Origin of the sequence: Pseudomonas sp. B21-028 (assembly GCF_024749045.1) — a bacterium.
Lineage (GTDB): Bacteria > Pseudomonadota > Gammaproteobacteria > Pseudomonadales > Pseudomonadaceae > Aquipseudomonas.
This window is the reverse complement of the sequence record NZ_CP087184.1, coordinates 2228125-2253446: the sequence shown is the minus strand read 5'-3', so window position 1 is coordinate 2253446 and position 25322 is coordinate 2228125. Positions and strand designations below refer to the sequence as shown.

The 25322-nt window shown below is 62.2% G+C and carries 23 protein-coding genes; 14 read left to right on the top strand and 9 right to left on the bottom strand.

Features of this window, described 5'->3' with window-relative positions; translation table 11 throughout:
- Window positions 1-124: 124 nt before the first annotated feature.
- Window positions 125-2122 (bottom strand): alpha-1,4-glucan--maltose-1-phosphate maltosyltransferase, encoded by a 1998-nt coding sequence (locus LOY35_RS10270; RefSeq protein WP_258632221.1) that lies wholly within the window; start codon window positions 2120-2122, stop codon window positions 125-127.
- Window positions 2123-2341: 219 nt separating this feature from the next.
- On the opposite strand from LOY35_RS10270, the gene LOY35_RS10265 reads away from it, so the two are divergent.
- Window positions 2342-2506 (top strand): hypothetical protein, encoded by a 165-nt coding sequence (locus LOY35_RS10265; protein WP_258632220.1) that lies wholly within the window; start codon window positions 2342-2344, stop codon window positions 2504-2506.
- 139 nt (window positions 2507-2645) lie between these two features.
- On the opposite strand, the gene LOY35_RS10260 is transcribed toward LOY35_RS10265, so the two are convergent.
- Window positions 2646-3146 (bottom strand): MgtC/SapB family protein, encoded by a 501-nt coding sequence (locus LOY35_RS10260; protein ID WP_258632219.1) that lies wholly within the window; start codon window positions 3144-3146, stop codon window positions 2646-2648.
- Between the two features lie 135 nt (window positions 3147-3281).
- Here LOY35_RS10260 and LOY35_RS10255 point away from each other — a divergent pair, with 135 nt between their 5' ends.
- From LOY35_RS10255 to mapR, 3 genes are all read left to right on the top strand, one after another.
- On the top strand, window positions 3282-3515 hold the full coding sequence (locus LOY35_RS10255; protein ID WP_258632217.1) for a DUF3203 family protein: 234 nt from the start codon (window positions 3282-3284) through the stop codon (window positions 3513-3515).
- 320 nt (window positions 3516-3835) lie between these two features.
- Window positions 3836-5248, top strand: a complete 1413-nt coding sequence (ccoG, locus tag LOY35_RS10250) for a cytochrome c oxidase accessory protein CcoG (RefSeq protein WP_258632215.1) — start codon at window positions 3836-3838, stop codon at window positions 5246-5248.
- Window positions 5249-5400: 152 nt separating this feature from the next.
- Window positions 5401-6810 (top strand): GntR family transcriptional regulator MpaR, encoded by a 1410-nt coding sequence (mapR, locus tag LOY35_RS10245; protein ID WP_258632214.1) that lies wholly within the window; start codon window positions 5401-5403, stop codon window positions 6808-6810.
- A 135-nt stretch (window positions 6811-6945) separates the two neighbouring features.
- On the opposite strand, the gene LOY35_RS10240 is transcribed toward mapR, so the two are convergent.
- Both LOY35_RS10240 and LOY35_RS10235 read right to left on the bottom strand, forming a co-directional pair.
- A complete protein-coding gene (locus LOY35_RS10240) occupies window positions 6946-7692 on the bottom strand; it encodes an SDR family oxidoreductase (protein ID WP_258632212.1) in 747 nt (248 codons plus the stop codon).
- A 52-nt stretch (window positions 7693-7744) separates the two neighbouring features.
- Window positions 7745-8638 carry a Dyp-type peroxidase gene (locus tag LOY35_RS10235; protein ID WP_258632210.1) on the bottom strand — a complete coding sequence of 298 codons (894 nt, stop codon included), beginning with the start codon at window positions 8636-8638 and terminating at the stop codon, window positions 7745-7747.
- Window positions 8639-8922: 284 nt separating this feature from the next.
- Here LOY35_RS10235 and ampC point away from each other — a divergent pair, with 284 nt between their 5' ends.
- Window positions 8923-10071, top strand: a complete 1149-nt coding sequence (ampC, locus tag LOY35_RS10230) for a class C beta-lactamase (RefSeq protein WP_258632208.1) — start codon at window positions 8923-8925, stop codon at window positions 10069-10071.
- 157 nt (window positions 10072-10228) lie between these two features.
- Here ampC and LOY35_RS10225 read toward each other — a convergent pair whose 3' ends face one another.
- The 3 genes from LOY35_RS10225 to LOY35_RS10215 all read right to left on the bottom strand — a co-directional run bounded on the left by LOY35_RS10225 (window position 10229) and on the right by LOY35_RS10215 (window position 12699).
- The gene (locus LOY35_RS10225) at window positions 10229-10777 is read right to left on the bottom strand and encodes a DUF4174 domain-containing protein (RefSeq protein WP_258632206.1); all 549 of its coding nucleotides are present in this window, start codon (window positions 10775-10777) and stop codon (window positions 10229-10231) included.
- A 300-nt stretch (window positions 10778-11077) separates the two neighbouring features.
- Window positions 11078-11863, bottom strand: coding sequence for a sulfite exporter TauE/SafE family protein (locus LOY35_RS10220; RefSeq protein ID WP_258632204.1), 786 nt, complete (start codon window positions 11861-11863; stop codon window positions 11078-11080).
- A 110-nt stretch (window positions 11864-11973) separates the two neighbouring features.
- Window positions 11974-12699 carry a hypothetical protein gene (locus tag LOY35_RS10215; protein WP_258633541.1) on the bottom strand — a complete coding sequence of 242 codons (726 nt, stop codon included), beginning with the start codon at window positions 12697-12699 and terminating at the stop codon, window positions 11974-11976.
- A 320-nt stretch (window positions 12700-13019) separates the two neighbouring features.
- Between LOY35_RS10215 and LOY35_RS10210 the strand changes: the two genes are divergently transcribed.
- Complete coding sequence (locus tag LOY35_RS10210) at window positions 13020-14171, top strand: aldose epimerase family protein (protein ID WP_258632202.1); 1152 nt, start codon at window positions 13020-13022, stop codon at window positions 14169-14171.
- Between the two features lie 215 nt (window positions 14172-14386).
- Window positions 14387-15208, top strand: coding sequence for an aldo/keto reductase (locus LOY35_RS10205; RefSeq protein ID WP_258632200.1), 822 nt, complete (start codon window positions 14387-14389; stop codon window positions 15206-15208).
- Window positions 15209-15236: 28 nt separating this feature from the next.
- On the opposite strand, the gene LOY35_RS10200 is transcribed toward LOY35_RS10205, so the two are convergent.
- Window positions 15237-16469 (bottom strand): MFS transporter, encoded by a 1233-nt coding sequence (locus tag LOY35_RS10200; RefSeq protein WP_258632199.1) that lies wholly within the window; start codon window positions 16467-16469, stop codon window positions 15237-15239.
- Between the two features lie 241 nt (window positions 16470-16710).
- On the opposite strand from LOY35_RS10200, the gene LOY35_RS10195 reads away from it, so the two are divergent.
- Both LOY35_RS10195 and LOY35_RS10190 read left to right on the top strand, forming a co-directional pair.
- A complete protein-coding gene (locus tag LOY35_RS10195) occupies window positions 16711-17607 on the top strand; it encodes a LysR family transcriptional regulator (protein WP_258632197.1) in 897 nt (298 codons plus the stop codon).
- 120 nt (window positions 17608-17727) lie between these two features.
- Entirely contained in the window at window positions 17728-18654 is a 927-nt protein-coding gene (locus LOY35_RS10190; protein ID WP_258632195.1) for an AEC family transporter, read from the top strand.
- Between the two features lie 13 nt (window positions 18655-18667).
- Here the strand turns inward: LOY35_RS10190 and LOY35_RS10185 are convergent, their stop codons facing one another.
- Window positions 18668-21031 (bottom strand): DNA polymerase II, encoded by a 2364-nt coding sequence (locus LOY35_RS10185; protein ID WP_258632194.1) that lies wholly within the window; start codon window positions 21029-21031, stop codon window positions 18668-18670.
- A 335-nt stretch (window positions 21032-21366) separates the two neighbouring features.
- Between LOY35_RS10185 and LOY35_RS10180 the strand changes: the two genes are divergently transcribed.
- From LOY35_RS10180 to LOY35_RS10160, 5 genes are all read left to right on the top strand, one after another.
- Window positions 21367-21807 carry a CBS domain-containing protein gene (locus LOY35_RS10180; protein ID WP_041020645.1) on the top strand — a complete coding sequence of 147 codons (441 nt, stop codon included), beginning with the start codon at window positions 21367-21369 and terminating at the stop codon, window positions 21805-21807.
- A gap of 70 nt (window positions 21808-21877) precedes the next feature.
- Window positions 21878-22474: a paraquat-inducible protein A gene (locus LOY35_RS10175; RefSeq protein WP_258632192.1), complete on the top strand. Its 597-nt coding sequence runs from the start codon at window positions 21878-21880 to the stop codon at window positions 22472-22474.
- Entirely contained in the window at window positions 22471-23133 is a 663-nt protein-coding gene (locus tag LOY35_RS10170) for a paraquat-inducible protein A (protein ID WP_258632190.1), read from the top strand. The genes LOY35_RS10175 and LOY35_RS10170 overlap by 4 nt, the downstream gene beginning before the upstream one ends.
- The gene (locus LOY35_RS10165; RefSeq protein WP_258632189.1) at window positions 23114-24763 is read left to right on the top strand and encodes an intermembrane transport protein PqiB; all 1650 of its coding nucleotides are present in this window, start codon (window positions 23114-23116) and stop codon (window positions 24761-24763) included. The genes LOY35_RS10170 and LOY35_RS10165 overlap by 20 nt, the downstream gene beginning before the upstream one ends.
- A 17-nt stretch (window positions 24764-24780) precedes the next feature.
- On the top strand, window positions 24781-25317 hold the full coding sequence (locus LOY35_RS10160; RefSeq protein WP_258632187.1) for a membrane integrity-associated transporter subunit PqiC: 537 nt from the start codon (window positions 24781-24783) through the stop codon (window positions 25315-25317).
- The last annotated feature ends 5 nt before the right edge of the window (window positions 25318-25322 follow it).

The window sequence follows — 25322 nt, the reverse complement described above, 5'->3', positions numbered from 1 at the left end:
GTGGACTGAGTGGCTTTTTTTTGGGGCTGCTTCGCAGCCCAGCGGGGATGAATCCCCTCGCCACAGATAAATCCCCTCACCACAGATAAATCCCCTCGCCACAGAAATCCCTTCACCTCAGGCCTCAAGTTGTGCTGATCCGCCAGATCCCGAACGGTTGATACCCCGGGTCGATGCGCATGAACTGGTACTTGCCATACCAGGTCCAGCGGTGCCCGCTCATCAAGTCCTCGCCCTGGGTCTGGGCATCGTCCGGCAAGCCCATCTCCCACAACGGCAACTCGAAATTGGCTTCCTGGGGGGTGTGCGGATCGAGGCTGACCGCCACCAGGACGAAGTTGCTGCCGTCAGGTGTGCGCTTGCCGAAAAACAGAATGTTGTCGTTCCAGGCGTTGTAGATTTTCAGGCCCAGATGGGTCTGCAGCGCCGGGTTCTGGCGGCGGATGCGGTTGAGCTGGGCGATTTCGGCAATGATGTTGCCCGGTGCGGTGAAGTCCCTCGGGCGGATTTCGTATTTCTCCGAATCGAGGTATTCCTCCTTGCCCGGCACCGGTGCCGACTCGCAGAGTTCGAAGCCCGAATACATCCCCCACAAGCCCGAACCCATGGTCGCCAGCGCTGCGCGGATCAGAAAACCCGCGCGTCCCGACTCATGGAGAAAGGCCGGGTTGATGTCAGGGGTGTTGACGAAGAAATTCGGTCGATAGCACTCGCGCCACGGCGACTCGTTGAGCTCGCTGAAGTAGGTCGCCAGCTCGGCCTTGGTGTTGCGCCAAGTGAAATAGGTGTAGCTCTGGGAATAACCGACCTTGCCCAACCGGGCCATCATCGCCGGCGTGGTAAAGGCCTCGGCGAGGAAGATCACCTCCGGATGCCGGGCCCGCACATCGGCGATCAGCCACTGCCAGAACGGCAGCGGCTTGGTGTGGGGGTTGTCGACGCGGAACATCTTCACGCCTTCGTTGACCCAGCCCAGCACAACGTCCCGCAGTTCGGTCCACAGGCTGGGAATCGCCTCCGCCGCGTAGAAGTCGACATTGACGATGTCCTGGTATTTCTTCGGCGGGTTTTCCGCGTATTTGATCGTGCCGTCCGGCCGCCAACTGAACCAGCCCGGATGCTGCTTGAGCCAGGGGTGGTCCTGGGAACACTGGATGGCGAAATCGAGGGCGATCTCCAGGCCATGGGCCTCGGCAGCCGCTACCAGGCGGCGGAAGTCTTCCCGGGTGCCCAATTGCGGATGGATGGCCTCATGCCCACCTTCTTCGCTGCCGATGGCATACGGGCTGCCCGGATCGTCGGGACCGGCGGTTAGGGAATTGTTCGGGCCTTTTCGAAAGCTGCGGCCGATGGGATGAATCGGCGGGAAATACAGGACGTCGAAGCCCATGTCCTGGATCATCGCCAGGCGCGAATGCACGTCGTTGAACGTACCATGGCGGCTGGGATCATCGGTGATCGAACGGGGAAACAACTCATACCAACTGGCGAACTCGGCCCGTTCGCGCTCCACGTCCAGTGGATATTCGGGACTGATGCTCAGGTAAGGCCGGTGATCGGCAAGGGACATCAGGTCGGCACTGTGCGGTGCAAGGAACAAGGCCACCTGCTCGGCCGGCAACAACCCCGAAAGCTCGTGGTGCAACGCCGCCAGTTGTTCGCTCAACTCGCCATCGCTGCGCTCGGCGGCCTGTAGCACATGGTTGCGCCCTTCCTGCAATTCCAGGCTGATGGGGACGCCGGCGCCGTATTTCTTTTCCAGTTCGTAGCAGAAGCTCGCGTACTGGTCGAACCAGGCCTCGATGCAGAATACATAACGACCCTGGTCGGGCACATGGAACTGGCCCCGCCAGCCATTATTGCCCAGGTCGGTCATGACCTCGCTGTTCCACAACTCATCGTTCAGTGCACGCCAGCGGATTCGCACGGCCAGCTTGTCATGGCCATCGGTGAAGACCTTGCTGGTCACCGTGACGTTCTGCCCCGCCACGGCCTTGGCGGCGAACTGCCCGCCATCAATCACCGGCATGGTGTTTTCAATTGCAATACGTGGCAACAACAAGGCGTGGGACAGCGGTAGATTCGGGTTGTACGCCAAGTCAGTCGGGTGTTCGGCAGTCATCGAGCATCGCTCCTTTTACGCCCCATGGACGTTATGGCGGTAAAGGCCCACTGGTCTCTGAAAATTGGTCCCTGAAAGAACTCACTTAAACTCCGAACCGGACCGGCAGGGAAAAGTTCAGCGGGATGTGCCCGGCGGTGACTGGGATAAAACCCGGCCCAGGGTGGTCAACAACAGTAAGCACAACTCAAGCCACGTGTGTCACGGAGACCCGTCCCGATGAATATTCCCATCCCGGCCGAAACCCCCGATCCCAACATCGACGACCCCACCCTGCCGCCTCCCGGCCCCGACCCGGAACCTGTTCCGGAGAAAGATCCTCCACTCGCTCCCCAGCAGCCAGTGGGCGATCCGCCGAGCGAGGCGCCGCCGGAACGGGTGTGAAAGACAAGCGTAGTGGAGAACCTGTGGGAGCGAGCCTGCTCGCGAAGCGGTGTGTCAGTCACAGATGGGTTGTCTGGCATTCCGTCATCGCGAGCAGGCTCGCTCCCACAGGTGTTGCATTGAGGGCTTAACGCCGGGATCACGTTTTGTCATCCCTCTCCAGCGCCCGGACAATCATCGGCATCACACTGAAGACCGCCAACGCCAGCAACGTGCTCAGCACCGCCGTCGCTTCCCGGCCCAACCCGGCCGCAACGCCTATGGCCGCCGTCATCCACAGGCCGGCAGCGGTGGTCAGGCCTTTTACGTGGCCTTCGTCGCCATCGGTGTTCTTCAAGATGGTGCCCGCACCAAGAAAACCGATGCCCGCGACAATGCCTTGTATGACCCGGCTCATAGCGTCGGCCTGGGAGCCGGACATCTGCGGCACCAGCACGAACAGCGCCGCGCCCAGCGCGACGAGCATATGGGTGCGCACGCCGGCCGCCTTGCCCTTGTGTTCACGCTCGAACCCCAGGATGCCGCCGAGCAGCGCGGCCATCAGCAGGCGCACCGTGACACGCGTCATTTGCTGGGTATCGCCGATATCGGCGAATTCCGATTGCAGAGTGATCCAGACCTGATGCCACCACGCTTCCATACACCCCCTCCTCATGCAGTCGATAAACGATGGACCGCAACGGACGCCAGAGGTGCACCGACCGCTGATCCGGCGCAACGAACCCTCGCAAGCGGGAGGCGCCTAACGCTCAGGACATCAGGAAGGAGCAGCACCATGACCGTTGATATCAACCAGCAGACCTGTCGTTTCGATACCCCCAATGGCCCGAAAGACTATTCCGCCAGCGAGCTGACGATCATCACCGACGCGGACAAGGCCATGTCGGCGGTGGAGGTCGATGGCCAGCGTATCTACATCACCGAGGCCGAAGCCGACGCCCTGACCGTGGCCGGCGCGAAGGATGGACGCGAGCATCTCAAAGCGACCGATAGCGGCTCGGCGATCTGACCCCGCTTGGTCGTCGAGTGGGTACTTTGTGGCGAGGGGATTTATCCCCGCTGGGTTGCGAAGCAACCCCAATTGAATCGCATCGGTATGTCAGATAGATCGGGGGCAATTTTCTGGGGTTGCTTCGCAACCCAGCGGGGATAAATCCCCTCGCCACAGATGCCCCCCTCACCATGGAGAAATACGGGGTGCTTCAACCTGTCGCAGGCCCTGGCCTCCAGCCCATCTGATCCGGTTTTTATCGAAACACCTGAGTCTGTTATGCAAACAGTTCGATGGTCATAGTGCCCGGGCCAGATAAGGCTGATGAGCGACCGACCATGAGCGATAGAATCCCCGTCCAGTTGATACAGACCTTTGAACCTGTGCCGGCGAAGATCAAAGCCAGGACGACCGACAACCTGATCCACACCCGCAGCTTCAGCGGTGTGTTCCGCACCTTGCGCATGAGCGGCGCGGGCGTGCTGTTCCTGTTGTTCTTCGGCACGGTTTGGTTGAACTGGGGCGGCCGCCAGGCAGTGCTCTGGGACCTTGCCGAAAGCAAATTCCACATTTTCGGCGCAACCTTCTGGCCCCAGGACTTCATCCTTCTGTCGGCGCTGTTGATCATCGCCGCCTTCGGCCTGTTCGCGATCACCGTGTTCGCCGGCCGGGTGTGGTGCGGCTACACCTGTCCACAGAGCTCCTGGACCTGGATCTTCATGTGGTGCGAGAAAATCATCGAAGGCGATCGCAACCAACGGATCAAGCTGCACGCCGCGCCCTGGAGCCTGGACAAACTGCTGCGTCGCTCGGCCAAGCACACGTTGTGGCTGGCCATCAGCCTGCTCACCGGCCTGACCTTCGTCGGCTACTTCACGCCGATCCGCCCCTTGGCCGAAGAACTGCTGACCTTGCAAATGGCCGGCGTAAGCCTCTTTTGGGTACTGTTCTTCACCGGCGCCACGTACCTCAATGCCGGCTGGCTGCGTGAAGCGGTGTGCATGCACATGTGCCCCTATGCGCGGTTCCAGAGCGTGATGTTCGACAAGGACACCCTGACCATTTCCTACGACGCGGCCCGTGGCGAAGTCCGCGGACCACGCAAGCGCGAGGCGAACCCGGCCAGTCTCGGCCTGGGAGACTGCATCGACTGCCAGATGTGCGTGCAGGTCTGCCCGACCGGCATCGATATCCGCGACGGCCTGCAAATGGAGTGCATTGGCTGCGCGGCCTGCATCGACGCCTGCGATTCGATCATGGACAAGATGGGTTACGCCCGCGGACTGGTCAAATACACTTCCGAGCGCCAGTTGCAGGGGGGCAAGACCCACCTGCTGCGACCACGGCTGATCGGCTATACCGCCGTGCTGCTGGTGATGATCGGCGCGCTGGTGGTGGCGTTGGTGGAGCGGCCCATGGTATCTCTGGACGTGAGCAAGGACCGCGGCCTGTTCCGCGAAAACAGCCAGGGCCTGATCGAGAACATCTACAGCCTGAAGATCATCAACAAGACCCAGCAACGCCAGGGCTATCAGCTTTCCCTGGTGAACGGCGACGACTTCGTCTTGCAGGGCAAGACCCGACTGAGCCTTGCCCCGGGAGAAATCGTCGACGTACCGGTGTCGGTGGCAATGCTCAGCGAGCGGCCTCGCAGCGGTTCGCAGGAATTGACCTTCAAGGTAGCCGACAGTGACGAGCCCAACATTCATAGCGAGGCCAAAAGCCGTTTTGTCGCGCCGATGAATCGCTGAAGCCTTAAGATGCAGAGCTTTTTTTGTGGGAGCGAGCCTGCTCGCGATGAGGCCAACACAGTCAATCTTGATGTGTCTGGCAGCCCGCTATCGCGAGCAGGCTCGCTCCCGCAGTAGATGCGCAACCTGAACCGTTGCTGACTGGACCGGAAATGAAACGCTACGAGAAATTCGCCGACGACATCGCGCAGCTGATCCGCTCCGGCATGCTGGGGCCGGGACAGCGCGTGCCGTCGGTGCGCTATGCCAGCCAGACCTACGGTGTCAGCCCGTCCACGGTGTTCCAGGCGTATTACCTGCTGGAGCGACGCGGCCTGATCCGGGCCCGGCCGCGTTCCGGCTACTTCGTCAACAACCATGCGCCAAGGCCTTTTTCCGAGCCGGTCATCAGTAGCCCGGTGCACGAATCCACCGAGGTCGACGTCAGCGAACTGGTGTTCTCGGTGCTGAATTCAATCAAGGACCCGGGCACCGTGCCCTTCGGCTCGGCATTCCCCAGCCCGACGCTGTTCCCGCTGCAACGGCTGTCCCGCTCACTGTCCAGCGCCACCCGGGATATGGACCCGCGGGTGGTAGTCACCGATATGTCCCCGGGCAACCCGCAACTGCGCCGACAGATCGCCCTGCGCTACATGGTCGGTGGACTGATGCTGCCCATGGATGAGCTGCTGGTCACCAACGGCGCCCTGGAAGCCTTGAACCTGTGCCTGCAAGCCGTGACCGAGCCCGGCGACCTGGTGGCCATCGAGGCACCGGCGTTCTATGCCAGCCTGCAGGTGCTGGAACGGCTCAAGCTCAAGGCCGTGGAAATCCCCGTGCATCCGCGCGACGGTATTGACCTGGAGGTACTGGAACAAACCCTGGAGCGTCATCCGATCAAGGCGTGCTGGTGCATGACCAGCTTCCAGAACCCCATGGGCGCAACCATGCCCGAGGAACGGAAACAGGCGCTGGTGGCGTTGTTGCGCCGCCATCAGGTGCCATTGATCGAGGATGACGTGTACGCCGAACTCTACTACGGCCAGCAAGCTCCGAAGCCGGCCAAAGCGTTCGACACCGAAGGGTTGGTGATGCACTGCGGATCGTTCGCCAAGAGTCTGGCACCGGGTTACCGCATCGGCTGGGTTGCCGCCGGCCGTTACGCGCAGAAAATCGAGCGCCTGAAACTCATGACCTCGCTGTGCGCCTCGATGCCGGCCCAGGCCGCCATTGCCGACTACCTGCAGCACGGCGGCTACGACCGCCACCTGCGCAAACTGCGCTACGCCCTGGAAGAACAGCAGAGCGCCATGCTCGCCGCCATCGCCCGCCATTTCCCGGCCCAGACCCGCGTCAGCCACCCGGCCGGAGGATATTTCCTGTGGCTGGAGCTGCCGGAACAGATGGACTCGCTGAAACTGTTCCAGATGGCCTTGGCCCAGGGCATCAGCATCGCACCAGGCCCGATCTTTTCAGCGACGCAGCGGTTCAGGAACTGCATTCGCTTGAACTACGGCAGCCCTTGGACCGAGGCGTCGGAAAAGGCCATGGAGACGTTGGGGCGGATTATCCGGTCGTTTTGAGATCGGGTTGTCGGTGTTGCCCCCATCGCGAGCAGGCTCGCTCCCACATCGATCTGCTGTGAACCTGAGTACAGGGCCACTGAAGATCCATTGTGGGAGCGAGCCTGCTCGCGATGGGGCCAGTGCTGACGAAACTCAGCGCCCCCCGCCCAAATCCAGAAACGTCCCGGTGGCATACGAAGCCTTGTCCGACAGCAACCAGATAATCGCTTCAGCCACTTCATCCGGACGTCCGCCCCGGGCCATGGGGATTGCCGATTCCAGTTTGCTGACCCGTTCCGGATCACCGCTGAGGGCATGGAAATCGGTGTAGATGTAGCCCGGGCGAACCGCATTGACGCGGATACCCTCGCCCGCCACTTCCTTGGACAGGCCGATGGTGAAGGTGTCCAGCGCGCCCTTGGAAGCGGCATAGTCGACGTATTCGTTCGGCGAGCCCAGGCGGGCGGCCACCGATGACACGTTGACGATACTGCCGCCCTGCCCGCCATGCCGGGGGGACATGCGCAGCACGGCGTGCTTGGCGCAGAGGATCGGCCCCAGTACGTTGGTCTTCATGATCTTGAGGATGCGGAACTCGGACATCTCGTCGAGCCGGGACTTGTGGGCGACCGTACCGGCGTTGTTCACCAGCGCCGTGACGCGCCCCAGCTCCGCGTCCACCCGGTCGAACAGGCCGACCACTTCATCCTCGATACTCACATCGGCGCGCACGGCAATGACCTGTGCGCCCTTGGCGCGAACCTGCGCCAGCACGTCCTGCGCGGCGTTTTCATCGGACTGGTAGTTGATGCAGATCCGATACCCCAGCTCGGCAGCCAGTAATGCCGTGGCCGCCCCGATACCACGGCCACCACCGGTGATCACGATGACTTTATCCACGCTGCTTCCCCTGTTCCACGGTAGACGTCCGGGGCCAAGGATAGCGTTCACGTCACGCTTTTGCACAACCCCCGGCCAGGGCCCGCAGGTCCAGGCGTCCGTCCAGCAACGGCGGGCACCAGTAGTAGCCGCCGGTAATCGGCCGGCTCATGCGATACAAGCCATCGGTGATGCCATCTTCAAGCCCGCTCATGCGCCGCAGTTGCGCCTCGAAAGCGTCGAGGGAGAAGCCGAACGCCAGGAACATCAGGCCGGCCCGCCCCCCTTCGATCCACGGCATGGAGCGGCGCACGACGAACGCTTGAGGCGCGAAGCTTTCCTGGGCAGTGCGTTTGACGTGGGCCGACACCGGCGCATCGTCGAGCTCTTCGTTGTCGCTCAGCCGCCGGCCCATGATGTTGTCGCGTTCATGGGGTTGCAGGGCCGCGAAGCCATCCAGATCGTGTTGCCACTGCTGGATCGCCGCGAAACTGCCACCGCGCAGACCGTCGGTGCCCTGGGCCAGGGCCGCGGCGATGGCGGCTTCGTCGTGGGGGTTCTCGGTGCCGTCTTCATAGCCCGTCAGGTCGTGGCCGGTCATGTGGCGGAAGGTTTCGTTCATCTGCACCAGGCGCAACGCCGGCGCCAGCGCCGCCTCGATGGCGCGGCTGCGGTGCAGCAGTTCGCCGCGGTCTTCGCCGTGCAGCCAGCACCACAGCGCGTGTTGGGTCGAAGGATTGTCCACGCCCACGCCCGCCAGCGCAGGAAATGCCCGCAAGCCTTCGATGTGAGCGCCCAGCGCCTGGACCAGCGACTCGCCTAGACCGATCACCTCACGCCCGTCCAGTTGCAGCACCAACCTGTCGAGCGCAGCCGGCAACGCCTCGGCCGATTCCAGGGCGAAAAACAAGTGACGAGCCTGAGGCGGAACAGGGGTGGCGAGAATGCCGGGCTGGTAGTAACTCATGTGAACTCCTCTGGAAAGAGCACAAGTCTACCCGGAGGCCATGGATTTGTGGTGGTTTGCCAATGGGGAACCCGCCTGTGCGACCCAGGCTTTTTGTAGGATCCCTCTTTCGCCCTCGTCGGATGGCTCGGAACCTGCCCCGGAGCGAAAGACTTCGGGTTGCCTCGTCGCCGAAAACTTCCTAGAGTGCGCTCCAAAGATTGCACCCCAACGGTGCATTGAGCCGTCAAGGCTGCCGGATGCAGCGCGGTTTGAACTCTCGCCATTCATGGAGAACGGTCAACATGCAAATGACCCGATCGATACTTGCAGGCACCTTTTTGCTGGGATGTGGAATCATGCCGGGCTTTGCCCAGGATCGCCTCGAAGAGACCGTCAATGCGGTTATCGAACCCTTGATGAAGCGACAGGACATCGCCGGCATGGCCGTGGCGATCACGCTGGACGGCCAACCTCACTACTTCAATTACGGCGTGGCCTCCAGGGAAACGAAGCAGCCGGTCACCGACCAGACGCTCTTTGAAATAGGCTCGGTCAGCAAGACCTTCACCGCAACACTCGGCGCCTACGCCCAGGCCCAGGGCAAGCTGTCGCTGTCGGATCCGGCCGGCCGCTACGCCCCCGAGTTGCACGGCGGCGCCCTGGAGAGCACCAGCCTGCTCAACCTCGCCACCTACACCGCCGGTGGATTGCCGTTGCAGTTTCCCGAGAGCGCGGACCACCCGGACCGGATGTTTGGCTACTACAAGGCCTGGAAACCGCTTTACCCGGCCGGTACCCAACGGCTCTATTCGAACCCGAGCATCGGCCTGTTCGGCTATCTGGCCGCCCGCAGCCTGGATCGCCCTTTCGATGATGCGATGGAACAGATGCTGATGCCGGGCCTGGGCCTCAAGCACAGTTACCTGCGGGTGCCGGCGTCAGAGTCGGGCCGATACGCCCAAGGCTACGCAAAGGACGGCAAGCCAGTCCGGGTCGGTCCCGGGGCAATGGACTCCGAAGCCTATGGCGTGAAAACCAGCACCTCGGACCTGATCCGTTTCGTCGAGGCCAACCTGCGACCGGAAAAGCTGACCCCTGACCTGCAACAAGCCATCGCCACGACCCACACCGGGTTCTACCAGGTCGGCGGCATGACCCAGGGGTTGGGCTGGGAGTTCTACCCCTACCCGGTGACGGTCAGTGAGCTGCTGGCTGGCAATTCGGCGGAAGTCGCCATGAAACCGAACAAGGTCGAGCCTCTCGATCCGCCCCGCCCTGCCCCGGACAGCGCGTGGATCAACAAGACCGGCTCGACTGGCGGCTTCGGCGCCTATGCGGCTTTCGTGCCTGGCAAGAACATGGGCATCGTGCTGTTGGCGAACAGGAATTATCCCATCGAGGAACGGGTGAAGGCGGCGCACCGGATCCTGATGGCGTTGGATGAGAAGTAAATCGAGCTCCTGTGGCGAGGGGATTTATCCCCGCTGGGGTGCGAAGCAGCCCCAAAAAACTGCCATTCAGCCCACATGACACGGCGGTGCGATTCAGGAGGGGCTGCTACGCAGCCCAGCGGGGATAAATCCCCTCGCCACAGGGATCACCAGCAGATCAATCATCCAACGGTTTCGGCGCAGCCGCAGGCTTGGCTGCCTTGCCGGGCTTCGCGCCCTTCGTATCCTTGGCCGGTGCAACTTCAGGCGCTGGAGGTGGCGCGGGAGGCGTTGCTTCTTTTTCTGCCGCGGGCAGCTTATCGACAGTGTCGAAGAGTTCCTTCAGTTCGATTGCCCCGGAATGCTCAAGCTTCTTTTCCCCATCCTTGCCCACCAGGATGATCTTGGTCTGGGCCCCGGCCCCCAGCTTGAGTGAACGGATCAGCGCCATGGTGCTTTGGGGGTCCAGGTCCTTGCCGTCGCGCTGCCCGATGGTGTTGAGCACGGTGTAGAGGACCATGTTGCGCTCGGAAAAACCCTGCTTGCCCGCCGGTTCGTCCAGGGCCTTTTTCAGGCTGACCCATGCAGGGTCCACGGTGCTGGGCGCGATGACGACCAAGGAACGGGACCTGCCCACCTCCGCCACCAGGGGTGAGTCACCATCTGCGGCGAACAGGGGGCCGGCGATGGCCAGCAAGGTTGCCAAGGTCAATGACCGAATGAGCATGCGCCTCTCCTTTTGATATTCACGCTGTACTGATTGCACAGGGCGGCAATTGTTCCGCGAGAGAGTCGCCCAATACTGCGCCAGCCTGCCATGAAGCTTAGGTCAGCGGGGTCATTGCGCAACCGTGGTGCGGGAGGGAGCAAGCGATGCAGAGGCAGACACGGACTACTGTGGGAGCGAGCCTGCTCGCGATGACGGTGTGTCAGTCGACATCAATACTGATTGACCCACCGCTATCGCGAGCAGGCTCGCTCCCACAGGGGACCATGTGAAAACTCAAAGGGCTGTGTCCCACAGCAATCAGAACGCCAGCTTGAACCCGATCATCGCCAGCATCACCGCCAGGCACGGGCGCAGCAGTTCGTCGGAGATACGTCCCGACAAGTGACTGCCCAGGTAGATTCCCGGCAACGAGCCCACCAGCAGATAACCGAGGATGTGCCAGTCCATGTTGCCCATGCTCGCATGGCCCAGGCCGGCAACCAGGGTCAGCGGCACGGCGTGGGCAATTTCGGTGCCTATCAGGCGCTTGGTGACCAGGAACGGGTAGAGAATGAACAAGGCGACGGTGCCCAGGGCGCCGGCGCCAATGGAGGTCAACGCGACCATCGTGCCCAGCACCAGGCCGGTAACGACCGTCAGTACATTGAGTCGCGTGCCGGTGGGGTTGTAGTGACCGCCAGCGCGATCATGGGCGAATTGCAGCAGGCGCTTCTTGAACAGGATCGCCAGGGCGGTGGCGAACAGCACGAAGCCCAGAGCCTGCTTGATGACGGCGTTCATGGCATCCGGTGAACTGTGCAGGCTGCTGAGAAACCACAGCGTCAGCCCGACCGCCGGCACACTGCCCAAGGTCAGCCAACCGGTGATTGCCCAATCGATATTGCGATTCCTAGCATGCACCAGCACGCCGCCGGATTTGGTAATGGCCGCGTACAGCAGGTCCGTACCCACGGCAGTCGCGGGGTTGATACCGAACCACAACAGAATGGGAGTCATCAGCGAACCGCCGCCGACACCGGTCATTCCGACGATGAAGCCGACCACCAGGCCCGCTACGACTAAACCGACATTACCGAAATCCATCAAAACCGTCTCAGCATAACCGCGTGGAAAATCTCGCCGCGAGCATAGCGATTTTTCTTATAACCGCCCTATAACGTTGTGATCTATCTTTATGCCTTTTCCCCAAAAGCCTACTGAACCGGCAAGAAGTTGAGAAACAGCAGGCTCTGAGCGTAGTTCAGCCCGATCCGCCGATAACGCTCATCCAGCATCTGCGTCAGCAAGTCCAGCCGTGCGACGATTTTCCCGAACTCCACAGCGAAACTCAGGTTACTGCCCTCCTCCGATATCTCGTTGGAAAACAGCAACAGGTTGCCGTCCTTATCCTGCCGCTGACTGAGTATCCAGGTGGCTTTTTCGATATTGCGCGCCGCATTGCTGACAAAGCGCGGGTCGATGGTGTCGGTCATGTAGAACTCGAGCCGGTTGCCATGGGCCGTCACCAGCATGCTACCGATGGCATAGATGAAGGCACCGACCCGGTCGCCGAGAAACTCCGGGCTCATGGCGTAGCTCAGGGCCGCCAGGTCCTTCTTGCCGCCCAAGGTCGGCAAGGGTTGCTGCTGCTCGATGGCCATGCGCACCTGCTTCTCTGCAGTGCGGGCATCGAGGAAGCCGGATTTGCGCAATTCCTGGGGATTGCGCAGGTAAAGCTTGCTCATCAACAAGTAGAGGCTTTGCAGGTTGTCGTGCATCGCCAATGTGGCCATGCGATCGACGCTGGTCTGCAAGAACTCCTGGGGCCGGGTGTTGCTGAACTGAGTGACCATGTCCTGGCCCTGCTGGTGACTGCAACCACCACTGAGCAATATCAACGCCCCACCCAGCAGCACGGGACAGCGACGTCGTAACACCATCAGGCAATAGAAAACACCGGCCATTGAATCTCGATCTGAGCATAGGGAAGCGGTGGGAGTCGCCGCTCCTGGCCATGGATAGAGCGGCAAAAACCCTAAAAGTGCAGTGCTGCGTGTCGAGTCTGACGCTTGGGCAAGACTCGCCTCGCTTAATTAGTATTACTTTTTAATTGATAAATTTCGATTTTTCGCTATAAATCCCTTCTCACCCCTCAAATAGATAGACTACTGAACAGAAAAACCTTCACCGCTGTCCGACCAAGTAACCGACTCGACCCGCGTTCAAAACAACAACAAAACCACAAGAAGGAAGGTCTACCATGCTTGAATCCAGACATCTGCTCACGGCCCTCGGAGTGTCTCTGATGATCGCCACCTCTGCCTCCCAGGCCGCCGGCCTGACCAATGAACGCGCTGCGTTCGGCAAGACCGACGATGGCACCGCGGTGGAAAAATATGTGTTGCGCAACAGTCACGGCATGGAGGCTACCGTCATCACTTACGGCGGGATCCTCCAGTCATTGATCGTGCCGGACAAACACGGCAAGGCCGCCGACGTGGTACTTGGCTTCGATGATGTCCAGGGCTATCAGAAGAACGGCAACGTGTATTTCGGCGCGACCATCGGCCGCTTCGGCAATCGTCTGGCCGACGGTGCGTTCGAACTGGACGGCAAGCGCTACCAGGTCCCCCAGAATGACCACGGCAACTCCCTGCACGGCGGACCGCAAGGGTTCGATAAACGCGTCTGGAAAGCCGCGCCCCATAACGGCAAGGATTCGGTGGGCGTGACCCTGACCTACCTGTCGGCGGACGGTGAGATGGGCTTTCCGGGTGCCCTGACGACCGATGTCACCTACAGCCTCACCGAGCAGAACGAGCTGCGCATCGACTACAAGGCCACCACCGACAAACCCACGGTGCTGAACCTGACCAACCACAGCTATTTCAACCTCGCGGGTGCCGGTAACGGCGACATCCTGAAACAGGTCGCCACCCTGTACGCCTCCCACTACACCCCTGTGACCGCCAAACTCATCCCCACCGGCGAATTGGCGCCCGTGGCCGGCACACCCATGGACTTCACCAAGCCCACCGCCTTCGGTACCCACATCAAGGCCGACCATCCACAACTCAAGTTCGCCGAACCGAAACAGGGTGGCTTCGATTTCAACTGGGTCCTGGACACCCAGGGTGACGTGAGCAAACCGGCCGCCGATGTCTACGACCCGCAGTCGGGACGTCGCTTGCAGCTCTACACCACCGAGCCAGGGGTGCAGCTCTACACCAGCAACTTCCTCGATGGCACCGTCAAGGGCAAACAGGGCAAGGTTTATCCGCACTGGAGCGCGTTCACCCTGGAGACCCAACATTTCCCCGATTCACCAAACCAGCCGAAATTCCCATCCACGCGGCTTGATCCGGGCCAGACCTACACCCAGACCATGGTGTTGAAGTTCTCGGCGAAATAACCCTCCTACCTGATCGCTCCCACATTGGTCGCCTGAGTGTGGGAGCGAGCCTGCTCGCGATGACGGTGTATCCGTCGACATCGATGCCGATTGAACCACCGCTATCGTGGGCAGGCTCGCTCCCACAGGGAACGGCAGGTCTGCCGTCGATCGAGCTGAACACTTGGTCTATCCTGCTGCCACACGTCTGATGTTCAAGCACATAGGAGACAGGCATGAAGACTCTGGAGTTGGCCGGCGTGTCCGTACCCGTGATCGGTCAGGGTACCTGGCACATGGGTGAGGAACCGTCCGCCCGCAAGAAAGAAGTAGCCGCCCTGCGCCTGGGCATCGAACTGGGCATGACCCTGATCGACACGGCTGAAATGTACGCCGAGGGCGGTGCCGAGGCCGTCGTGGGCGAGGCGATCACCGGCCTTCGGGACCAGGTATTCCTGGTCAGCAAGGTCTACCCTCACAACGCCAGCCGCAAAGGCATTCCCTTGGCCTGCGAACGCAGCCTGCGGCGACTCGACACCGACTACATCGACCTGTACCTGCTGCACTGGCGTGGCCAGTACCCGCTGGAAGAAACCGTCGAAGCCTTCGAACGCCTGCGTGAAGAAGGCAAGATCGGCCGCTGGGGCGTCTCGAACTTTGATGTGGAGGACCTTGAAGAGCTGGCTTCGCCGGCCTGCGCCACCAACCAGGTGCTGTACAACCTGCAAGAGCGGGGTATCGAATTCGACCTGCTGCCCTGGTGCCGGCAGCGCTCCATGCCGGTCATGGCCTACTGCCCGGTCGGCCAGGGCGGGCATCTGCTCAAGGATCACACCCTGGGCCAGATCGCCGAGCGCCACGGCGCGACGCCGGCACAGGTTGCACTGGCCTGGTTGTTGCGCCAGGACAACATCATCGCCATTCCCAAGGCGGTGCAACCGGAACATGTGCGTTTGAACGCCGAAGCGACGAACCTGCAATTGGCGCCCCAGGACCTGGCAGCCCTGGACCTGTTCTTTCCACAGCCCCAGGACAAGCAGCGATTGGCAATGGTGTGACGCCTCCCCTGCCCGCCAGGATCGAGCCTCATGCCTGGCGGGAGGCCAGGATGAATCCGCTGACGCCCAGCACCGGGCCCGGAACCAGCAACCACAGCGCGTCGATGCCGATGCGCTCGAACAGCCAGGTGGTGGCTGCAATCGAGACAACGGTGATGGCAAAGCCGATGCTGTTCTGGATAGCCAGGGCACTGCCGACCGCATCGCGCGGGCAAGCCTGAGCCGCGAGCGCGGAGAACTGCGGCGAGTCGGCCACCACCGACGCGCCCCAGATCCCCAGTAAGGCCAACACGGCCCACATCGGCAATAGATCGGCGCAGAGGACAAACGACAGTCCGCAGGCCCCCGACAGGCTCAACGCTCCCAGCGCCACCTTGGCGCTGCCTGTTCGCTGGGACAAAAGCCCTCCCAGAATCGAGCCCACCGCCCCCAGCGCCATGATGCAAAACGACAGGCCCGCCACCCCCAAGGCAGGGAAGGAAGATGCCAACCCGGTACGGCTCACGATCATCGGCACCAATGTCCAGAACGCATAGAGCTCCCACATATGGCCGAAGTAGCCCAGGGTCGCCGCGCGAAAACGAGCGATCCTGAAAGCCCCGAGGATCGCTCCTGCTCGTTGGGTCTTGGCGGCACCCGGGACGGAGCCGGCACGGGCGTGGGGCCCTTCGCCCAATACGCCAATCAGGACCGCACCGGCGAGGGCCAGCACCGAGGATGCGGTGATGATCGCCTGCCACGGCCAATCTGCACCCACCATCCGCAAGGCGTGGGGCAGCGCGGTGCCCAGGGTCAGCATTGCCACCAGTTGAGCCAGGGCCAGGCCGGTGCGCTCCGGCGCCCACCCCACGATCAGCTTCATCCCCATGGGGTAGATACCGGCCAACGTGATTCCCACACAAAAACGCAACACTCCCCCGCTCAGCAGCCCTTCCGCCAACCAGGCAAAACCGAGGTTGAACAGCGCGCCGGCGATAGCGCTGCACACGAACAACGTGCTCGCGCGAAAACGGTCGGCAACGCCACTGAGCGACAGGCTCAATGTGCCGAGAATGAAGCCCAACTGCACGGCGTTGGTCAGCCAGCCGATGTCGGTGGAGCTAGCGCTCCAGGCACGCATCAGCTCTTCGGCGGTGCTGTTGGCACTGAACCACAGCGAAGTGCCGAACAGCTGGGCTACGGCAATCGTCGCCACGGGGCCCATCGAACGGATGAGCAGGCCACGCAAACCTGACGGCGTGGCGGCTACGGAGAAATTCATGTTCAAGTCACCAGGGCGCAGGCCGCACAATGGATAAAGGGAAGGTTCACGCTGCATCCCCTGCGGGAGCGAGCCTGCTCGCAATGGCGGCAACCAGGCAACACCTTCGTCGACGGACACACCGCTATCGCGAGCAGGCTCGCTCCCACATGGATTGCCGTGAACCGGCACTTGAAGAAATAATGCACCGCTGGGTTCCATGCCGTTCGGGCTACCTTTTTTCATCCAAGAGCCAATCACAATGTCCCTAAGAGCACTGCGCACACTGGTCGCTATCGCCCAGCATGGGTCATTTGCCCGAGCTGCCGAAGCGGTGCACCTGACTCAGTCCGCGGTGAGCCTGCATATCAAAGGCCTGGAGGATGAGTTCAATGCGCCGCTGTTCGACCGGTCTCGACGCCTGCCGGTGCTCACCGAAGCCGGACACCTGGCGGTGGAACGGGCCAACGAGATCCTTGCATTGTATGACAGCATCGCCGCGGACGTCGGCGAGAACAGTGAGCTGCGCGGACGCCTGCGGGTCGGGGCGATCCACACCGCGTTGGCCGGCATACTTCCGGCAGCCTTGGCGGCGCTGAGCAAAAGTCATCCGCATCTGCGCATCAACGTGGCGTCCGGAATGTCGGCGGAACTGGCGACGCGGGTCGAAGCCGGCGAGCTGGACGCCGCCGTAACCACCCAACCGGTCAAACCCCACCCCTACGGGCTGGTGAGTACACCGCTGTATCAGGAAGCATTCTGGATCATCGCGCCCCCGCACCTCAAGAATCTGCCCCTGAGACAATTGCTCCAGGAGCAGCCTTTCATCCGCTTTGACCGGCGCGCATGGGCAGGACGAACCATTGAGCGGGAACTGCGTCGCATGCGTCTGCGGGTTCAGACAGCCATGGAGCTGGACAGCCAGGAAGCTATCATCCACATGGTTTCGGGAGGACTCGGCGTGGCCGTGGTGCCTCTGTCGGCGCGAGATCTCGAATGCCTGCACGATTTGGACATACGTCCATTCGGTGAACCGCAGAGCCTGCGCCAGGTGGTCCTGCTTGAGCGCGAGGACCGTCCCGTTGCCCGCCTGGCTGCGGCCCTCGCACAGGCGATCGCGACTGTTGGAGTGGCGTCGCGACCGATGAGGAATAATTGACCATCGATCAATTTATTATCGCTTTTTATTCACTATCCCTCGAAGGAATAATGCAAACCCGTGGGCTGTACAGCAGCCTTGAAAAGACGTTGTTCTTCTTGATTGATCGGTGAATGCAAGATGACCCTGGCGTTGCTGCTTGCCCTCTTTCCCATTGCCTTGTTGATCGCCCTGGGCGCCTGGCTCAAGCACTCGAATTTCCTGGCCGACAGTTTCTGGCCGCAGGCCGAGCGGCTGGGCTACTACGTGCTGTTGCCGTCGCTGTTCGTCCATGGCCTGGCGACCGCCCGGCTCGATGATGTCCCGGTGGGCGGGATGATCCTGGCGCTGGTGTTGTCGACCGTCACGGTGGCGGTATTGCTGGTGAGTTCGCGAGGTCTTTTTCCAGGTAATGACGCGGCTTTCACCTCGGTCTTCCAGGGCGGCGTGCGCTTCAATAATTATGTGGGGGTGTCCGCGGCCGCCGGGCTGTTCGGTGCATCCGGCATTACCTTGGCAGCGGTGGCCAACGCGGCGATCGTGCCGACGGTCAATATCCTCTGCGTGCTGGTATTCGCCCGCTTCGGTCCAGGGGGACGCTTGCCGCTCAAGCTCATCGCCAGGCAATTGGCAACGAACCCACTGATAATGGCGTGCCTGGCCGGCATCCTCCTGCAAGGGACAGGGGTCGGCATACCTCGTGGACCGGAGGCCGTGCTCAAGGCGCTCGGCCAGGCATCGTTGCCCCTGGGCCTGCTGTGTGTCGGGGCGGCTCTGGACTTGAAAACGGCGCGCAGCTGGTTGAAGCCGATCGGAATGTCCTCGATCACAAAATTCGTGATCATGCCAGCCGTGACCTTGATCGCCTGCCGCCTGATCGGCCTGCGGGGCGATGCAGCGATTGCCGTCCTGCTTTTCCAATCCCTGCCGACGGCATCGTCGTCCTACATCATGGCCCGGCAAATGGGCGGTGATGCGCCGCTGATGGCCGGCATCATCGCGGGCCAGACATTGCTCGCCGCGCTTGCCCTGCCGCTCGCCGTCATCACCCTTTCGTCATGGGTTTGACGGGCCAAGGCCCTCAGAACAAGCCCATCTGCCCGCCCACCAAGGTCAGGAAATCGTCCCCCACGAAGGGCAGGATCGCATCCGCCACCGGTTGCAGCTGTTTGCTCACGTAGTGGTCGTAGTCGATGGCGGCGCTGCGGGTTTCCAGGGGCTCGGGGCCGGCGACGGTGATGACGTAGCTGATCCAGCCACCGTTCTGGTATTGCCGCGGGCGGCCCTGGCGCTGGTTGAACTCGTCGGCAATCCGCGCCGCTCGCACGTGGGGCGGGACATTGCGCTCGTAGTCATCCAGCGGCCGACGCAAGCGCTTGCGGTAGACCAGTCGCTCATCGAACGCCCCGGCGAGGGTCTGCTGGACATAGTCGCGCACGTAATCCTGATAAGGCTTGCGATGGAAGATTCGCTCGTACAGTTCCTGCTGGAACTGCCGGGCCAGCGGCGACCAATCGGTGCGCACCGCCTCCAGCCCCTTGTAGACGATTTCGTCGCTGCCGTCGGCACGGGTCACCAGCCCGGCGTAGCGTTTCTTGCTGCCTTCCTCGGCGCCACGAATCGTCGGCATCAGGAAACGCTTGAAGTGGGTTTCGAACTGCAGCTCCAACGCGCTCTGCAACCCGAACGTCTCATGCACGTATTCGCGCCACCACTGGTTGACGTGCGCCACCAATTCACGACCGATGCTGGCGGCCTCTTCCTGGCCATGGGCCCGGCGCAGCCAGACGAAGGTGGAATCGGTATCGCCATAGATCACCACATGCCCCCGGGCTTCTATCAGTTGCCGGGTCTGCTGCATGATCTGGTGGCCGCGCAAGGTGATGGATGAGGCCAGCCGTGGGTCGAAGAAACGACAGCCGCTGGAGCCGAGGACGCCGTAGAAGGCGTTCATGATGATCTTCAAGGCCTGGGACAGCGGCGCGTTGTGTTCGCGCTTGGCGGTTTCCCGGCCTTCGGCAACCCGCGCCACGATGGACGGCAGACAATGGCGGGTGCGCGAGAACCGTGCGCCGCGAAAGCCTGGCACCGACTCGCTATCGTCAGGGTGGCGCAGGCCTTCGATCAGGCCCACCGGATCGATGAGGAAGGTGCGGATGATCGACGGATACAGGCTCTTGTAGTCCAGCACCAGGACCGACTCGTAGAGCCCGGGCTGGGAGTCCATGACAAAGCCGCCCGGGCTGGCCTGGGGCGGGCGCTGGCCAAGATTCGGGGCAACGAACCCCTGGCGGTGCATCAGCGGCATGTACAGGTGCGTGAAGGCCGCCACCGAACCGCCGCTGCGGTCCGCCGGCAGGCCGGTGACGCTGGCCCGCTCCAGCAGGAACTTGAGCAGTTCGGTCTTGGCGAAGATCCGCGTCACCAACTCGCAGTCCTTGAGGTTATAGCGGGCCAGGGCCGGCTTGTCCTCGGCGAACATGCGGTTGATCTCGTCCATGCGCTGGTAAGGGGTGCCGATGGCCTTGCCCTCCCCCAACAGCGTCTGAGCGACGTTTTCCAGGCTGAACGAAGGGAAGCTCCAGGTGGCCGAGCGCAGGGACTCGATGCCGTCGATGATCAACCGACCGGCCGCCGAGGCAAAAAAGTGGTTGTTGCGCGCACCGTGTTCGCGCCACTGCATCTCCTCCCCGCCTCGCCCCAGGCGCAACGGCACGGCCAGCCGCCGGGCATGTTCGTGCAGTACGCGCAGATCGAACTGCACCAGATTCCAGCCGATGATTGCGTCGGGGTCGAAACGGGCGAACCAGTCGTTGAGTTTCTTCAGCAGCAGCGTGCGGGACTCACAGTATTCGAGCTGGAAATCCACGCCGCTATCGTCGCCATTGGGTGGGCCGAGCATGTAGACCTGGCGTTCGCCGCAGCCTTCCAGGGCGATGGAATACAGTTCACCCTGGGCCGTGGTCTCGATGTCCAGGGACACCAGGCGCAATGCCGGACGGTATTCGGGAGCCGGTTTCATCTGCGCGTCCAGCAACAGGCCGTCGGCGCCCGGCGTACCACTGAACCAGACCGGCGCGGTGATGAAGCGCTCCATCAGGTAGCGCTCAGGTGGTCGGATATCGGCCTCGAACACCTCCACGCCCGCACGCCGCAAGGTCGTGTCCAGGCGCATCAGTTGGGCATGCTGGCGGCAATACAGGCCCAGCACCGGTCGATGCTCGAAATCCAGCAGGTCGAGGGGGCGCAGTTCGATGTCCTTCTCCCCTTGCAGCAGGGCTTCGACCTGGCCACGCTGGAGCTGCGGCACGAACGCCACCGACGGCTGCACCGCCAGCCGCACGCGCCGCGGCCCGGCGTCTGTCGCCAGCCAGAATTCGACTTCGGTGCCCGCCGGGGTATCGCGCCAATGCCGGGTCAGGACGAAGCCCTGCTGTAAATCCACCGCGGTAACCTCGAATCTTGCGTGAAGGGGAGATTCTACCGCCATCTCCCAGACAAACAGCGAACCTGTGTGGCGAGGGGATTTATCCCCGCTGGGGTGCAGAGCAGCCCTAAAGCCCGCTAACTCAGTGTGTCAGGTTAATCGCGTCGACTGTTTTGGGGCTGCTTCGCACCCCAGCGGGGCGGTGCGACGTTTCGCTAAATCCCCTCGCCACAATGATAAATTCACCGCCGATGGCGTTTTTGGACGACTGGCCGCCGTTTTACCGCTTGCCCTGCGCCGCCGGGTCTACGATTCTTTAACAACACCTGCAAAAACACCCCCGAGGCTTCCCAATGAAAACCGTCGCGCAGTTGCTCCGGATGAAGGACGAGAAGAACCAGCATGTGCACACCATTTCACCGGACGACATGGTGTTGCAGGCCCTGATGCGCATGGCCGAGAAAAACGTCGGCGCCTTGTTGGTGGTGAAGAACGATGAAGTGCTGGGGATCATCAGCGAGCGTGACTATGCGCGCAAGATGGTCTTGCACGGCCGCTCCTCGGTGGGCACGAAAGTCAGCGATATCATGGTATCCCCCGTGATCACCATCGATCCGCACCAGACCGTCGAGACCTGCCTGAGCATCATGACCGAAAAGCACCTGCGGCATTTGCCGGTGGTGGATGACGGCAAGCTCGTCGGCCTGCTGTCCATCGGTGACCTGGTCAAGGAAGCCATTGCCGAACAGGCGAACCTGATCCAGCAACTGGAGCAATACATTCGCGGCGAATGATCGGCTCGCCAGGTTGCTCATTCCCAACCCACTTCTATATTGAAGGGGTTGTCCCTGCCCGAGCACCCTGATGGCCGACTCCGAGCGACTGATCATTTGCGAACATTGTGATGCGGTGTACGAGCCGGTGGAGCTCGTCCCGCATCAGAAAGCCTCGTGCGTGCGATGTGGCGCGGTGATCCAGCGCTATAACGGCCTGACCATCGAAAAACGCCTGGCCTTGAGCGTGACGGCCGCCGTGTTGTGGGCCTTCGCCAACGTCTACCCGGTGATGAGCATCCGCTTCCAGGGCCTGAGCAACAGCGCCACCCTGTGGGACTCCATCGTGGCCCTGAGTCAGGGGCCCATCACCTTCATCGCCCTGGTGGCGGCGGTGGCGATCATCATCGCGCCGGTCCTGCAATTGGCCCTGCTGCTCTGGGTGCTGGGCCATGCGTACGCCAATCGCCGTGCGCCGGGGTTCAACCTGTGCATGCGCAGCCTGGAAACGCTGCGGCCGTGGAGCATGCTGGAGGTCTGCCTGCTGGGTGCGCTGGTGGCGGTGATCAAACTCGCGGGGATGCTCGACGTGCTGCCGGGCATCGGTCTGTTCGCCCTGGCGGCCTTGAGCCTGCTGATGATCCGTATTGCCGGGCGCGATGTACGCGACCTGTGGAGCAGCCTGTGAACGGCAAACCGCAGGATACCCCGCCTCAGGCCAGTGATCTGGACCTGTGCCTGTGCCACGGCTGCGGCCTGGCCTGCGACATGACCGACGAGCCCCAGACCTGCCCGCGCTGCGACGCCCCCCTGCACCGACGCAAACCCGATGCCCTCACCCGCACCTGGGCCTACATGCTGGCCGCGCTGGTGTTCTATATTCCGGCCAACCTGCTGCCGGTGATGAACACCCGGATGCTCGGGGATGGCGCCGACAGCACGATCATCAGCGGCGTGATCGAATTCTGGCGCAGCGGTGCCTGGGACATCGCCCTGATCATCTTCATCGCCAGCATCGCCGTGCCCGGCATCAAGTTCGTGGTACTGACGCTGCTGCTGGTCACCGTGCAACGGCGCAGCAGCTGGGCCCAGCTCCAGCGGGCCAAGCTGTACCGGCTGGTGGAAGTCATCGGCTACTGGTCGATGCTCGACGTGTTGGTGGTGGCCCTGGTGGCGGCGCTGGTGAAGTTCCAGGCACTGAGCGATATCGAACCGCGACCGGGAATCCTGTTCTTCGGCCTCGTCGTACTGTTCACCATGTTGTCGGCCATGAGTTTCGATCCACGGCTGATCTGGGATACCCCATCACCATCGGAGGAGGCCATGGATGAAATCGCAAGCCACTGACGGGCAACAACCCACGCCGGGTCGCGCCCACGTCACCAGTCGTCGCTGGTCGGTGTCGCTGGTGTGGGTCGTGCCGATCATCGCGGTGCTGGTGGGCCTGTCCCTGGTGATCCACAACTGGCTGCAGGAAGGCCCGACCATCACCATTACCTTCAAGACTGGCGAAGGCCTGACCGCCAACAAGACCGCGGTGAAATACCGTAACGTGGTGATCGGCCAGGTCACGGACGTGCAGTTGAGCGACGACCAGAAGAACGTCACCGCCACGGTCAAGCTGGCCAAGAACGCCGATACGTTCACCCACGAAGATTCGGTGTTCTGGGTGGTCCGGCCGCGCATCGGTGCTGGCGGCATTTCCGGGATCGACACATTGCTGTCCGGGGACTTCATCGGGGCCGACGCCGGGCACTCGAAAGTACGCGCCAAGTCGTTCACCGGCCTCGAGGCACCGCCGCCGATCACCTACGGCGAACCGGGCAAGCGCTTTACCCTGCACTCCCAGGACCTCGGTTCGCTGGACATCGGCTCGCCGGTGTACCTGCGCAAGATCCCGGTGGGCCAGGTGGTGTCCTACGGGCTGGACGCCGACGGCAAGGGCGTCAATATCGAAGTGTTCATCAACGCACCGAACGATGCCTATGTCACCGAAAACACCCGATTCTGGAACGTCAGTGGCGTGGACCTGAATGTCGGCGCCAATGGCTTCGCGGTCAGGACCGAGTCGCTCTCGGCATTGCTGGTCGGCGGCATCGCCTTCAGGGCACCGGAATACAGCCCCAACGACACACCGGCGGCCGAAGACAAGAACTACGAACTGTTCGCCAACCAGCAAAGCGCCCTGGCGCCGCCCAGTGGCAAGGCGCAGTACCTGGCGCTGCGTTTCGACCAGGCGCTGCGGGGTTTGAAGGTCGACGCGCCGGTGGAATTCCTCGGTGTGGAAGTCGGCAGGGTCGTTGCCATCAACCTGGATTTCGACGAGAAACAACGCAGTTTTCCAGTTAACGTCGGCGTGGTGATCTATCCCCAGCGCCTGGGCAAAGCCCACGAGAAACTGCTCAAGACGCTTAATCACGACCCCGAAGACGAAGCCGCCTCGGCCCGCCTGATCGGCAGTTTCGTCGAACGTGGCCTGCGCGCCCAGGCCCGCAGCGGCAGTCTGCTGACCGGGCAGTTATACATTTCCCTGGACTTCTACCCCAAGGCTGAAAAAGTCGCTTTCGACCCCAGCGCTCGCCCCGTCCGCATCCCGACCATCCCCGGCAGCCTGCAACAGTTGCAGGAACAACTGCAGTCGGTGGTCGAGCGGATCAACAAGCTGCCGCTGGAAAGCATCGCCAGCAACCTGGATGGCAACCTCGTAGAGTTGCGCAAAGGCTTGAAGCAATTCAACGGCAAGACCCTGCCAGGCGTGCAGAACACCTTGCAAGACGTCAGCAAGACCCTGCAATCGGCCAATGCCACGCTGGCCGAAGACTCGCCACAGCGCGAACAGTTGACCCAGACCCTCGACGACCTCGGGCGCATGTCGCGCTCGCTGCGTGAACTGTCCGACTACTTGAGCCGTCATCCCGAATCGCTGCTACGCGGGCGCCCCAAGGACGCCCCTCTCACATTCCCGGTGAAAGAATGATCACAGGAGCACGCGCCATGCCGCCGATGCTGAAACTGACCCTGGTCGCCGTGGCGCTGCTGCTTGGCGCCTGCCGCAGCGATCCGATTCATTACCACACCCTGAGCCCGGTCCAACCGACGGGTACCCCCCTCTCCAGCATCGACATCCGGATCGAGCAGGTCAGTGTCCCGCCTCAGGTGGATCGTCCCCAGATGGTCATTCGCCAAGGCAACAGCGGATTGGCAATCCTAGAGACCGAATGGTGGGGCGCGAGCCTGGCGGATGAGCTGCGTAGCAGCCTGGAAGAACAACTGAGCAATCCCGGCGCGCCCAGGGTGTTACTGCGGGTAGACGTACAGCGCTTCGATTCGGTCCCAGGCCAGTACGCCCGCATGGACGTGCAATGGCGCCTGCGCAACCTCAGCGACGAAGCCCACGCCTTCACTTGCCGCAGCCACCTGCAGACGTCTGCCGGAAACAGCCTCGACGAGGTGGTGATGGCCCACCAGAATAATGTCCGGCAGCTCGTCGACCTCGTCGCCCAGGCTGCCACTCGAAAGGCATGTCCATGACCTTT